A 13,969-nucleotide genomic window follows, 5' to 3' on the forward strand; every position below is an offset into this window, starting at 1 on the left:
AATTAATCGATTACCAATTTTTTGGTTACCACTTTAGCATCTGCCGTTATTTTTGCCATGTAAACTCCCGAAGCCAAATCAAGGTGCACATTGCTTTCACCAGTAAAATTTTGTTCGAAAACCTTTTGTCCAAGAGCTGAATAAATTTCAATTTTCCCTTCATTGGCAATACCTGCAATAACAATGTTGTCTTTAGCCGGGTTTGGATATACTACAACTTTTGTAGTATCGAATTCAGAATTTGCCAGGGAAGCAAACCATGGCTGCCCTACATTTGGACCGAATACGTAATCAGCTAAAAGCGGATAATCAATAAACGGATTTCGGTTAACCTGCCAGGTATAGATATAATTGTTTCTATTCATTTCAAAATCATCCCTTGGGTCAGTATGGTTCCATTGCAACAGCAACGCCAAATCACCTATTTGCCCCACAGTTGTATTAGCTGGATTTCCATTGACAACACTCAAACCATTATAACGGCAGGCCATGTAAAACAATGCTCTTGCCACGTCACCGCGCCAGCTTCCCTGAGTACCAACCGGACCCATATATTCGCCATAATCCTTATTGTTTCGGATGCTGTTTTCGGGTCCGTCTTCTGCCCTGATATGGTGTGCATCGCCATGGCCGGCCATGATATCGTTGGCACTTGTTGGCAGCCAGTTGTTTATTCCATCTGCATCAGGAGAAGTTCCGTCAGTAAATCCGCCTCTGGATTGCGGATAAATGTGTTCCCTGTTCCATTTTCCTGTGTTCACACCGGTTTCCTGTAAATCGAGTTTGGAACGTGGCTGCTCTACATACATCAGCCAAACCTGATTGCTGTTCAGTGGATTTTGGTCACAGGCTTTTAATATTGTTTCAATGTCGCCATAATTGTGTGCATGGACAACGGCAGGATTCGCAATGATATCCTGGATAGCCTGTTTTAAAACCGCACCCGATTTGCCTTCAAGCGAATTATAATAACCTGCAGGTGTTGTTGGTGCAACGATTCCGTAAGTTGGGTTTAACGGCGTTCCCCATGGTGAAACGGTAAAATCGTTATCGATTACCCTAAACTGAACCTGATCGTTAAGTCGGTTATACCCACTTGGAAGTGTTCCAAATTTGACAATCGCAACTTCATCTCCTTCATCCAAAACATCATCCACAAAAGTGATTGTTGTTGTAAATGTTGAAGAACCTGTTGGGATAAGTACACTGGTGTTACCTGTAAAATCTGGATTATTAATTGAACCACTATTTAGGGTAAAGGTAAAATTCAAATTAGAAGTTACCGGAGTTTGTGTAGTAAAGGTAATGTTGATGGTGTTTCCTTCTGTTACCTGAGAGGCCGGAACTGAAATTGTAATTCCATTGAAAATAACACCCGTTCCATCATTATTGGCACCCGGAGTCGGAGCCTTTGTTTCGTAAGTCCCGTCATTTTTCCTTTGGATTGACTGTGTGGTTTGTGCCGCATTGGCATTTTCGTCAATTTGCGAAGTCACATTCAAAGCCGTCATTAACGCCGTTGCATCTGCATCGCTGGTATCATAAACCAGGGCATTTATTAAATTAGTTGTCGTAGCTGCAGTTCCTGCCGGAAAATCGGTGGCATTCCCTAAATACAATCCAACGCCGTCAGGACCATTTTGGAAAATGTTATCAGGTAATATTTTTGATGGGACCGGAGAAACCAATAAGTCTCCAATGCTTACAATTCCGTTGGCATCGGTTGTCAAACCATCCAAATCGATGGCATAATAACTCAATGTGGCCTGGCTGCCTGTTCCGTTGAAGAAAACAAGGACATATCCGGTAAGGGAAAAGTTAGGCGTAGTCGATTTTAACTCAATAAACTCCTTGTCATCCGTACTTGGAGTATCTGAATCCAATTCATTGATAACAACCTGAGCATTAGCTGAAAAAGAAATCAGCGCTATAAGGAATAGTAATTTTTTTAGCATCATTCATAAAATTGTGGACGACAAATATATTTATAAGAATGAGTTAAATCACATTTATGTTCAGGAATTAACTATAATATCACATCTCCAGTACCTTAATAGGGAAAAACTTTAAAATCAGTAAGATATTTTTTCACTATTTTTACAACATCAATCTTTAGGATGCTTGAATTATTAGGTTATATCGGCGCAATATTCATTGGCTTAGTGTTGGGAATCACTGGCGGTGGCGGCTCTATACTTACCGTTCCTATATTGGTTTACATCCTAAACTACAATCCGGTGATTGCAACCGCCTATTCCCTATTTATTGTAGGTACGACTTCGGGATTTGGTACCATTCAAAACTTCAAAAAAGGACTTGTCATTCCGAAAACCGCATTTCAGTTTGCCATACCATCGCTGATTGGTGTTTACCTGACGCGTAAATTCATTGTTCCGAGAATACCGGAAACTATCTTATATTTTGGTTCTGCCCAATTATCAAAAGAAACTTTTCTTATGATCCTTTTTGCGGTCATGATGTTTATGGCTTCGTTTTCAATGCTTAAAAATAAAAAGGAAGACGACATTATTCAAATTGGCAACAAATCATTGGTTGTTGTTGTGATTCAGCTCTTTTTTGTTGGGATTCTTATTGGGTTGATTGGTGCCGGTGGCGGATTTCTAATCATTCCGGCTTTATTGAAATTTGCCAAACTGCCCATGAAGAAAGCCATTGGAACTTCACTTCTGATTATTACAATAAACTCTTTGATTGGTTTTACCGGTGATATCCAGAATATGGAGATGGATTGGATATTCCTGATTTCATTTACCACTTTCTCGGTAATTGGAATCTTCATCGGGCTTTACATACAGCAGTATGTCAATGAAAAGCATTTGAAAAAAATATTTGGTTTTTTTGTTTTGATAATGTCTTTTGTGATTCTCTACAAAGAAATTTTATCATAAATATTACCAAAATCCACTCCTAACTTTATGCTTATTCTTTAATTTTGTCAAAACTTTTTTTCTAATGAAAATCGAACAAATTTATACCGGATGCATTGCCCAGGCTGCTTATTATTTGGAAAGCAATGGCGAAGCAGCAATTTTTGACCCTTTGCGTGAAGTACAGCCTTACCTCGACAGGGCTAAAAAGGATAATGCAACAATAAAATATATTTTTGAAACGCATTTCCATGCGGATTTTGTTTCGGGACATTTGGATCTGGCTAAGAAAAGTGGCGGGAATATTGTTTATGGCCCAACAGCCAATCCCGAATTTGATGCCATAATTGCAACCGACAACCAGGAGTTTAAGGTTGGGAATTATACTGTAAAAGCAATCCATACGCCGGGACATACTTTAGAAAGCACCTGTTACCTTCTTATAGATGAAAACGGAAAACAACACGGAATCATAACGGGTGATACCTTGTTTATCGGTGATGTTGGCCGTCCAGATTTGGCTCAGGCGATGACCGATGATTTGACACAGGAAAAACTGGCTTCCTATCTTTTTGATTCCTTGCGAAACAAAATAATGCCTTTGGCGGACGACCTGACTGTATATCCAAGCCATGGCGCCGGAAGTGCCTGCGGTAAAAACATGAGCAAGGAAACTACCGATACTTTAGGCAATCAAAAGCGTACCAATTATGCGTTAAGAGCCGATATGACCAAAGCCGAATTCATTAAAGAACTGTTGGACGGTTTGGGAGCTCCACCGGCTTATTTCCCTCAGAATGTGATGATGAACATCAAAGGATATGACAGTTTGGACAGCATCATTGAAAAAAGCAATATTGGTTTGTCACCAAGGGAATTCGAAGCCGTTGCCAATCAGGGTGATGTTGTGGTTTTGGATGTAAGGCATGAAAATGACTTTGTAAAAGCACACATTCCGAATTCGATATTTATTGGAATCCAGGGGAATTTTGCGCCATGGGTTGGTTCGATGTTGAGGGATGTTAACCAAAAATTGCTTTTGGTCATTCCGGAAGGAAGAGAAGAAGAAACCATTACAAGATTGTCACGCGTTGGGTTTGACCATGTTTTAGGATATTTAAAAGGAGGAATTCCAGCCTGGACAGAAGCAGGTTTTGAAACCGATTCGATCCATTCCATTTCTCCTGAAGAGTTTGCCAATCAATTGAATTCAGACAGCATCGTAATTGATTCCAGAAAGCCCGGAGAATACGAAGCAGAGCATGTGGAAAATGCCATTAACCTTCCGTTGGACAACGTCAATGAAAACTTTCAAAGTGTTCCGAAAGGGCAAAATTTCTTTTTGCATTGTGCCGGTGGTTATCGTTCGGTAATCATGGCATCGATTTTAAAATCGAGAGCCATCCACAACATGATTAATGTTGAAAAAGGAATGAGTGGGATTAAGCAAACCAGCGTGCGTTGCACCCAGTTTGAATGCCCATCAGGCAAAAAATAAATTGTAAAAAAAGTAAAATTACTACATAATCAATTCGCAAATTAAATACATTTGCATTCGTTAAAAATTTAAAACAAAAAAATGAAAAAAATAATTCTTTTAGTAGCCGTTGCCGTAGGTCTTTATTCATGTAAGAACTTAGGAGAAGGTGAATATGAAATTACAGGAACTGTAAAAGGAATGAAAACTGGTTTGGTTTACCTTGAAAAACAAAGTCAAATGGGAATGGGAAGTCAGGCGATTGACACTGTGAAAATTGTTGATGGAAAATTCGAAATCAAAGGAAAAACCAATGAGCCGGAAATTTCTTTTCTTCAGATTGATAAAGTAAATGGTAAAGTTCCTTTCATCCTTGAAGGAGGAGAAATTGAAATCACTGTTGACAAGGACAGCCTTTTCAAATCAAAATTGGCAGGAACATACAGCAATGAAGAGTTCAGTAAATTCAATGAAGAGTCTAATAAAATCCAAAAGAAATTACAGAAACAGGTAATGGCTTTTCAAATGAAGAATATGGCGGTAATGAATGAAGCTCAACAAAAGGGTGACACGGTTACGATGAACAAGTTGAGAAAAGAATACGATGTACTTCAAAAACCAATAACAGATTACACTTTTGGTTACCCAAAAACACATCCAAAATCTTTTATCAGCGTTTTGATTCTTCAAATGATGGCAAACAACCCAAAATACCAACCGGAACTTGAAGGCCTTTACAACTCACTTGACGAGTCTTTGAAAAAAACAAAGCCAGCCAAATCGGTTAAATTAACTGTTGACAGCCTAAAAAAAAAACCGGCAGTAAAGTAGTCGCTGCAGTCGGTCAGTTAGCTCCCGATTTTAAAGCTCCAAATCCTGAAGGCAAAACCATTTCCCTGAAGGAGAGTTTAGGTAAAGTTACTTTGATTGATTTTTGGGCATCCTGGTGCGCACCGTGTAGAGAGGAAAATCCAAAAGTTGTTGCGCTTTATGCAGAACTGCATAGCAAAGGATTAAACATCATCAGCGTTGGATTGGAGACGGATGCTGTAAAATGGAAAGAAGCCATTGCGAAAGACAAGCTTAGCTGGGCACAGGTTTCCAACTTACAGGAAATGAATGATCCAATTGCTTTAAAATATGGTGTGACACAAATTCCAACCACATTTTTGTTGGATTCAGACGGAAAGATTGTGGCCACTGAAATATATGGCGACGATTTGAAAAACAAGATTAAAGAGCTTTTAGGAATAAAATAACTCCTGAACATAATAAAAAATCTCCTTCGGGAGATTTTTTATTTTACTTAAAACCAAAGGATTAAAAAAAGGTTTACGAATTAGTCATTTTTTTGTTTGTGAAGCTGGAAAGTGTTTTTATATTTGCAACCGCATAAGCAATGGGGAGATACTCAAGCGGCCAACGAGGGCAGACTGTAAATCTGCTGTGAGAACTTCGCAGGTTCGAATCCTGCTCTCCCCACACAATGTTTAAATAAGAAAAAACCACAAGCTCGCTTGATGGTTTTTTTGCTTTAAATATTGTGCGTAAGGGTTCACCCTTACGGAACACGAAGTAATCCTGTAAATAATTCAGCGCAGCTTTGAAGGATGTTGAGAAGCAAAATCCTGTTCACTTATTACAATTGCAGCTCATAAAAGTTTGCCCTTATCGATCACGAAGTAATCCTGCAAATAATTCAGCGTAGCTTTTAAACAATCGAAATACAATCCTGCCCATTATCCTTCCCAAAACTTTAACATTCCATCAGTTAAAGCTAAAATCAAAAAAAGTATCTTTGGTATTCATCAAACAGAGATATATGAAATCACATTTACTATTCAATCCACTTTTATCACTCTCTCTTCTGTTTATCGCTTGCAAAAAGGAAGAAGAAGCCGCAGTAACTTCAAGTGAAACGCCAAAAGAAATCATAGTACCAAGAGTTCAGCCCATTCCGGATCAAACTTACGTACAACCAATGGCTCAAAATACAGCTGTTCCCCAAAATCAAATGGGTGCACCTGTTGCTATAAACCAACCGCAGGCTGTAACTAAACCCGGAATGAATCCTCCTCACGGACAAGCCGGACATCGTTGTGATATTCCTGTTGGGGCTTCGTTAAGTTCTCCGGTAAAAGCCCTACCAAAAGCTGGAGCAACAATTACTCAGCAAACGATTCCTACGCCAACAACGACTTCCATATCACAACCCGCTGGTGCACCGGCACTTCTAAAAGGAGATACACAGGTTACTGCTCCGGGTATGAACCCACCACACGGACAGCCAGGCCATGTATGCGGAACTCCTGTTGGATCTCCATTGCCAAAAACAACTGAAACAGAAACAAAAGCACAATAAAAAAAGCCTCGAAAAATTTCGAGGCTTTTTTGTTATGGTTTTATATTTTTTATTCCAGTGCGAAAGTTACACTTACATTGGTGTTGATTTCAAGTTCACCAACAGCTAATGTTTCTCTTTGTGCTCCATCAGCTGCCATAGCAACCATATTTGATTTGTACATAGGTATTGGAATATTGCTTTGCGTATTATCTGTAATCAATAACGCCTTTCCTATTTTTTGCCCTAATACCGAAACATAATCCTGAGCTTTTTGTTTGGCATCTAACACAGCTTTCTTTCTGGCTTCCTTTTCATAATCTTCCATTTTAGACGATTTGAATTCTACTCCGCTAATCGAGTTTACACCTGCATCATTCAATCCCATCATTACTTCATCGTATTTTGATAAATCCTTTAAGGTAACTGTCAAGGATTGGCTTGCCTGAAAATTGTATTTCTTTTTTTCATAGTCGTAATTTTTATACAGGCTCACATTTGTCGTTTTATAATCGGTTGATGGAATTCCGGTTTTTTTCAGGAACCTGATTACCTTATCAACTACTTCATCATTGAGGGTTTTTACTTCTTTGGAATCTTTTCCGGTATTTTGGAATCCGATGCTTATTACCGCCTGGTCTGGAACTATTTTTATTTTTCCTTCCCCTGTAACCGAAATTTGTGGCACCTGAGGTCTTTGATCTTGTGATTGTGCCTGAGCGGTCAATCCAAATACTGTTGCTAAAATTAATACTGTAGTCTTCATAGGTTTTTTATTTAATGTTTGTGTTGTGCGTTTTTCAAAAGTTATGCCAATTATAATTTCCCCAGCTTCGCCATAACAAAAAGAATAATGATGGGAATGGCTAAAAGAATGACCATCAATGTGTTTTGTTCCAAAAGTGCCGGATCTTTAATTAATGTAATGGCGTAGCCACCAATGGCACCACCAAAGTGCGCGGTATGCCCGATGTTATCGTTCTTGGCTTTCATTCCGTAAATCGAATACAACAGATAGGCAATCCCAAAAATATAAGCCGGCATCGGAATAATCCCGAAAATCCCAATCGTCATGTCGGGATAAATCAGTATTGCCGAATAGATAATTCCTGTAACCGCTCCGGAAGCCCCAACAGCCCTATAGCTGTAATCGTTTCCATGGAAAACCATAGTCAGCAGGCTTCCAAAAATCAAACTTCCTGCATAGATTAACAGGAACGTCCAATTGCCTAACGTTTCTGTCACAACCGGCGCAAAAGAATATAGGGCAATCATGTTGAAAGCCAGATGCACAAAATCGGCGTGAAGGAAGGCTGAGGAAAACATCCTGATTTGTTCTCCGGCTCTTATGGCTCCAATATGAAACTGGTATTTCCTAAAAAAATATTCGTCGTTAAATCCTTTAATACTGATTATAACATTGGCTACGATGATTGCCAATACAAAAATATTATCCATTGTTTAAAATGTTTTACTTGCTAAAGTTCTCCGCTATGACGGATTGAGTGTAAAAATAATAATACTTATTTAGCAATTGTTAAATGGAATGCGTTAAAATAACTTTAAACTTTATATTTGCATAAAATTACAGTACATGCAATTACTTCTTTTCATTATTGTTTACCCAATCATCTGGCTGATTTCCATACTTCCGTTTCGGTTGCTTTATATATTTTCTGATTGTGTCTGTTTTTTGGTGTACAATGTTTTTGGTTACCGAAAAAAAGTCGTGCGCCAAAATCTTGCTATGGCATTGCCTCATTTATCGGAAAAGGAACGCTTGAACATCGAAAAGAAGTTTTACCACCACATGTGCGATATGTTCCTTGAAATGATCAAAACGATGTCTATTTCCCAAAAGGAAATGGAAAAGCGATTTAAATTCACCAATCTGGATTTATATCTTGATCTGGAAAAAAAAGGAAAAAGCATCGCTTTGCTTTGTGCACATTATGCTTCCTATGAATGGGCAGTTTCAATGAATTACCATATCACTTTTACCGGTTATGGCGTTTATAAAAAGATAAACAACAAGTATTTTGACAATCTGATAAAAAAAATCCGTGGCAGGTTTAGAGCTCCTTTGATTACAACCAGGGAAACGATTCCAACTATCGATAAAAATAACAAGAGCGGTAATTTATCTGTTTATGGTTTGGCGAGTGACCAATCTCCTCAGGCTAGCAAAGCCTATCATTGGGCACCATTCATGGGAATTGAAACTCCGGTGCATACTGGTGCTGAAATGCTTGCCAAACGTTTTGACATGAATGTGATTTTTCTTAAAAATAAGAAAGTAAAACGAGGCTATTACGAGGCTACGTTTGAACTTATGGCAGAAAACCCAAAAGAGGTTCCTAACTATGAAATCTCAGACGACTTTTTGAGAAGGGTTGAAAAACAAATCCATGAAGCTCCGGAATTTTATTTGTGGACACACAAACGCTGGAAACACAAACGGACAGCGAACAATTAGAATTTAAACCAATTTTTTACCATTGCCTTTTCCTGGGACAGTGAATTTTTGTGTGCGAATTCGTTTGTAGCCGCATCATATTCGTAATCTTTTGACCATTCCTGATGATTTTGTGCCAAAGCCTTAATGCTGTCGCAAACCATTTTAATTTCTTCGGAAGTTGTTGTTGGATGAATGGACATCCTGATCCATCCCGGTTTTTTGATTAAATCTCCCGAAGTAATCAGGCAGACCAAATCATGTGAAGTCTGCTGGTCAACGTGCAGTAGATAGTGCCCGTAAGTTCCGGCGCAACTACAGCCTCCGCGTGTCTGGATTCCAAATTTATCATTGAGTAATTTCACGCCAAGATTAAAATGCAGGTTTTCAATATAAAAAGAAATCACGCCCAACCGCTCCTGATGCTGATTGGCTAAGATTTTAAGGTTATCGATATTGTTCAGTTCCGAAAAAACGTACTCCACGATTTCGTGTTCTCTTTCAAGGATGTTCTGAACACCCATCTGTTCCTTCAGCTGAATTGCCAAAGCTGTTTTTATCACCTGAAGAAAACCCGGAGTTCCGCCATCTTCCCTATCTTCAATATTGTCGATGTATTTGTGTTCGCCCCAAGGATTGGTCCATGAAACCGTTCCTCCTCCAGGGCAATCAGGCACATTATTGTGGTATAGGTTTTTATTGAAAATCAAAACGCCCGAAGTTCCCGGTCCGCCCAAAAATTTATGCGGCGAAAAGAAAATAGCGTCCAAATAACTTTCGTCATCCGGATGCATATCAATGTCAACATAAGGTCCGGAACAGGCAAAATCCACAAAACAGACACCATTATTCTGGTGCATGATTTTGGCCACTTCGTGGTAAGGCGTACGAATTCCGGTAACGTTGGAACACGACGTAATCGATGCAATCTTAAAACTCCTGTCTTGGTATTTTTTAAGCATTTCCTTGAATTCCCCGAGGCAGAACAATCCTTCTTCATCAGCCGGAATTACAACCACATCGGCAATGGTTTCTATCCAGGAAGTCTGGTTCGAATGATGCTCCATGTGCGAAATAAAAACAACCGGTTTTATCTCTTTTGGAATTTCGATAAAGTCTTTAAGGTTTTCAGGAATTTTGAGTCCGAGTATGCGCTGGAATTTATTGACCACTCCAGTCATTCCGGTTCCTGTATTGATTAAAACATCATTATCATTGGCATTTACATGGCGCTTTATGATGTGTTTTGCTTCGTGGTAAGCCATTGTCATCGCAGTTCCCGAAATGGTTGTTTCCGTATGCGTATTGGCCACAAACGGACCGAAATCATTCATCAGCTTTTCCTCAATTGGACGGTATAATCTTCCACTGGCAGTCCAATCGGTATACACTATTTTCTTTTTGCCGAAAGGCGTTTCAAATTCCTGGTCAATGCCAATGATGTTGTTTCGGAATTGCCTGAAGTAGTGCTCTAATTTAGTTTCGGTTGCTGTGGTAATCATGCTGTAACAATTTGAGCTCAAAGATACATTATTTTTAATTTTGGGTAAATAAAAAAGGGTTGTCAAATTGACAACCCTTTTTTTATATTGAAACTAAACGGATTAGTTACCGTGTCTTTTTTCGATATCCTCAACGTCTTTTTTACCCATTGTATCCACCAATACCGGAGTTGCAATGAATAATGAAGAGTAAGTTCCGATAATGATACCAATCAACATCGCGAAGATAAATCCACGGATGGATTCACCACCAAAGATGAACATGATCAATAATACCAAAATCATCGTTAATGACGTATTCAATGTTCTAGATAATGTTGTATTAATAGAAGCATTTACGACATCCTTAAAGTGTCCTTTTCTGTCACCAGCCAGGAACTCCCTGATCCTGTCAAATACGATTACCGTATCGTTCATTGAGTATCCAATTACCGTAAGGATTGCCGCGATAAAGTGCTGATCCATTTCCATGTGGAATGGCATGTATTTGTATAATAAAGAGTAAACTCCCAATACGAAAATAACGTCGTGAACAACTGCAGCCAAAGCTCCAAGTGAATACTGCCATTTACGGAATGAAATTACAAGGTATAAACAAACTACCAACATCGCACCTAAAACTGCCCAGAATGAGTTTGTTTTGATATCTGCAGAAATTGCAGCACCTACTTTAGAAGATTGCAATACTCCGACTTTTTTACCATCATACGAATTGATGAATTTGTCGTAAGTGACAGCTGGACCATAATACTTTTTCAAAGCATTGTAAAGCTTCTCATTTACTTCCTTGTCAACTTCAACACCTTCTTCCTTGATTTTGTATTTGGTAGTCAATTTCAATTGGTCATCGCTACCAAAAACTTTTGCTTCAACGGTTGTACCAAATGCTTTAGACAATTCTTCAGAAACAGTAGTAGACTCAACCGGTTTTTCAAATTTCACCTGGAATGTTCTTCCTCCAACAAAATCAACACCTTCGTCCAATCCGTTAAAGTAGAAAGAAATGCAGCTTACAATTACAACTACTGATGAGAATAAGTATGACCATTTTTTGATTCCGATAAAATCGAAATGGAAACCTGTAAACCAGTTTTTAGTGATTCCTGTAGTGAATGTTAAATTTTTATTGTGTGCGATATCCCTGTCGATAAAGATTCTTGCAATAAAGATTGAAGTAAACAACGAAGTGAAGATACCAATCAATAAGGTTAATGCGAAACCTTGGATCAATCCTGTTCCGAATACGAATAAGATGGTTCCGGTTAAAACGTGTGTTACGTTTGCATCAATGATCGAACGCATAGCACCTTTCCATCCGTAAGAAGTGATTACTGCATCTCCTAATGATTTGCCTTCACGCAATTCCTCTTTCGCCCTTTCGTAGATGATGATGTTCGCATCTACCGCAGTTCCTAATGTTAAAACGATACCGGCGATTCCAGGCAATGTCAATACAAAACCGAAACTTGCCATTACACCAAACAAGAACAATAAGTTCAATACCAATGCAGCATTAGCATACCAACCTGCTCTTCCGTAATAGAATATCATCCATAAACATACGATAAGGAAACCAACGATTGAAGAAATTAATCCGGCGTGGATTGCGATTTCTCCCAATGATGGCCCAACAACTTCTGACTGAATGATTTCAGCAGCAGCAGGTAATTTACCAGCTCTTAAAACGTTGGCTAAATCTTTTGTTTCAGCAACTTCAAAGCTTCCGGTAATTTCAGAACGTCCTCCGGAAATTGGTCCAGAAGTTACACCAGGAGCAGAATAAACTACATCATCCAATGCAATAGCGATAAAGCTTTTTTGTGTAAATGCTCTTCCTGTCAATTCTTCCCAGGTTCTTGCACCAGCACCGTTCATTTGCATAGAAACGGCTGGTTTACCCATTTGGTCGAAAGTATCTCTTGCGTCAACAATTACACCACCGCTCATTGGAGCAACGTTATCCCTGTTTCCTTTTAAAACGTATAATTCAACTGTTTCCGATTCCTTTTTGGTTTTCTCGTCAACTTTTACATCTGGTTTACCCCAGACAAACTTTGCATAACGCTTGTCTGCAGGCAACATATTGCGGATTTCAGGTCTTTTGAAATAACCGTTGATTGCTGCTGTATCTTTTGGAGAGGCAACAAACAGGATTGGTCCACCACCTTGAGATAACATTTTGTCAAACAAAGGGTTGTTTCCTTTTTTAGCTGCAGTTGAATCTTTGTCTTTATCAGTCAATAATTTGGTAAGTGAATCTGCCGGTTTAGCAGTTTCAGCTTTTACATCAGCTTTAACAGTAGCTTTCAAAGCCTCGTTAGCCGACTGTAGGAAAGGATAAAATTCTTCAGCCTTATATGTTTCCCAGAACTCTAATTCTGCTTTGCTTGAAACTAATTTTTTGATACGGTCCACATCTTTTGCGCCTGGCAACTCGATAAGGATTCTTCCTGTCTGACCTAATTTAGCAATGTTTGGCTGTGTTACACCGAATTTATCGATACGGCTTCTCAATACACCAAATGCAGATTCTACAGACTCGTCTACTTTTTTAACCAAGACTTTTTTCACCTGGTCATCAGACATATTGAAATCAATCTGTCCTTGTAGGTTCCTGTTAGCAAAAATATCAGGAGAAGCTAATCTTGTTCCTCCACCATTTGCAGCAAATGCTTCGAAAAAGGCATCAAGATAGGATTGATTTCCTCTTTGATTTCTGGTTGCATCTTCTAACGCCTTGTTGAATGCAGGATTTTTGGAATTGTTTGACAACTGCTTCAAAACATCCTTTACAGAGATTTGAAGGATTACGTTGATTCCTCCTTCAAGGTCAAGACCTTTGTTGATTTGTTTGTCTTTTACTTCATTGTACGTGAAAAAATCAAGGAAGACTTTCTCTTTTCCAATCGAGTCAAGATATTTAATTTCTTTTTCAGGATTTCCTCCTGCAAAGTTTTTGGCATCATCTTTTACTTTATTGGCCACGAATGTGAAAGAAAGTTGGTAGATACTTACCAATGCAAATAGAATTGCGAAAAATTTAACTAGTCCTTTATTCTGCATTATTACTAAAAATTAATTAATTCTTTGGTTTAATATTATTGGTGTTAAAAAAGCAAGAAACACCTGAAACACAACGGCTTACATGATAATCCTTTGTATTCACAAGGTTTCGGCTTTTTTTGAAACGTGCAAATATATAATTCTAGGAATGATTAACCAATATTTTATCGATTAATATCAAAAAAAAACTGCGAATAACGCAGTCTTTTAAAATAGGTCTATAAATACTATCCAAAAACGGAT

Annotated in this window: 10 protein-coding genes, 1 tRNA gene and 1 pseudogene; 7 read left to right on the forward strand and 5 right to left on the reverse strand. The window is 38.6% G+C overall.

Annotated features, from left to right (window positions below):
• Window positions 1-2 precede the first annotated feature (2 nt).
• The gene (locus tag L1S31_RS00090; RefSeq protein WP_370637777.1) at window positions 3-1,958 is read right to left on the reverse strand and encodes an endonuclease; all 1,956 of its coding nucleotides are present in this window, start codon (window positions 1,956-1,958) and stop codon (window positions 3-5) included.
• A gap of 159 nt (window positions 1,959-2,117) precedes the next feature.
• Between L1S31_RS00090 and L1S31_RS00095 the strand changes: the two genes are divergently transcribed.
• From L1S31_RS00095 to L1S31_RS00120, 6 genes and pseudogenes are all read left to right on the forward strand, one after another.
• Window positions 2,118-2,909 carry a sulfite exporter TauE/SafE family protein gene (locus L1S31_RS00095; RefSeq protein WP_236460032.1) on the forward strand — a complete coding sequence of 264 codons (792 nt, stop codon included), beginning with the start codon at window positions 2,118-2,120 and terminating at the stop codon, window positions 2,907-2,909.
• A gap of 64 nt (window positions 2,910-2,973) precedes the next feature.
• A complete protein-coding gene (locus L1S31_RS00100; RefSeq protein ID WP_236460033.1) occupies window positions 2,974-4,386 on the forward strand; it encodes an MBL fold metallo-hydrolase in 1,413 nt (470 codons plus the stop codon).
• 81 nt (window positions 4,387-4,467) lie between these two features.
• Window positions 4,468-5,196, forward strand: a complete 729-nt coding sequence (locus L1S31_RS00105) for a DUF4369 domain-containing protein (RefSeq protein ID WP_236460034.1) — start codon at window positions 4,468-4,470, stop codon at window positions 5,194-5,196.
• Window positions 5,197-5,216: 20 nt separating this feature from the next.
• Window positions 5,217-5,624, forward strand: a pseudogene (locus tag L1S31_RS00110) (TlpA family protein disulfide reductase); the annotation flags it as partial.
• 142 nt (window positions 5,625-5,766) lie between these two features.
• Window positions 5,767-5,847: transfer RNA gene (locus tag L1S31_RS00115), tRNA-Tyr, on the forward strand.
• A gap of 340 nt (window positions 5,848-6,187) precedes the next feature.
• Complete coding sequence (locus L1S31_RS00120) at window positions 6,188-6,727, forward strand: hypothetical protein (RefSeq protein ID WP_236460035.1); 540 nt, start codon at window positions 6,188-6,190, stop codon at window positions 6,725-6,727.
• A 49-nt stretch (window positions 6,728-6,776) separates the two neighbouring features.
• Here the strand turns inward: L1S31_RS00120 and L1S31_RS00125 are convergent, their stop codons facing one another.
• Both L1S31_RS00125 and L1S31_RS00130 read right to left on the reverse strand, forming a co-directional pair.
• Window positions 6,777-7,472 carry an SIMPL domain-containing protein gene (locus tag L1S31_RS00125; RefSeq protein ID WP_236460036.1) on the reverse strand — a complete coding sequence of 232 codons (696 nt, stop codon included), beginning with the start codon at window positions 7,470-7,472 and terminating at the stop codon, window positions 6,777-6,779.
• Window positions 7,473-7,522: 50 nt separating this feature from the next.
• Entirely contained in the window at window positions 7,523-8,164 is a 642-nt protein-coding gene (locus L1S31_RS00130) for a rhomboid family intramembrane serine protease (protein WP_236460037.1), read from the reverse strand.
• Window positions 8,165-8,300: 136 nt separating this feature from the next.
• Between L1S31_RS00130 and L1S31_RS00135 the strand changes: the two genes are divergently transcribed.
• Window positions 8,301-9,182: a lysophospholipid acyltransferase family protein gene (locus L1S31_RS00135; protein ID WP_236460038.1), complete on the forward strand. Its 882-nt coding sequence runs from the start codon at window positions 8,301-8,303 to the stop codon at window positions 9,180-9,182.
• On the opposite strand, the gene L1S31_RS00140 is transcribed toward L1S31_RS00135, so the two are convergent.
• Window positions 9,179-10,663, reverse strand: a complete 1,485-nt coding sequence (locus tag L1S31_RS00140; RefSeq protein WP_236460039.1) for an aminotransferase class V-fold PLP-dependent enzyme — start codon at window positions 10,661-10,663, stop codon at window positions 9,179-9,181. The genes L1S31_RS00135 and L1S31_RS00140 overlap by 4 nt on opposite strands.
• A 102-nt stretch (window positions 10,664-10,765) precedes the next feature.
• Window positions 10,766-13,726: a protein translocase subunit SecDF gene (gene secDF, locus L1S31_RS00145; protein ID WP_236460040.1), complete on the reverse strand. Its 2,961-nt coding sequence runs from the start codon at window positions 13,724-13,726 to the stop codon at window positions 10,766-10,768.
• Window positions 13,727-13,969 lie beyond the last annotated feature (243 nt).

The sequence above is a fragment of the Flavobacterium wongokense genome (assembly GCF_021608265.1).
GTDB classification, from domain to species: domain Bacteria; phylum Bacteroidota; class Bacteroidia; order Flavobacteriales; family Flavobacteriaceae; genus Flavobacterium; species Flavobacterium wongokense.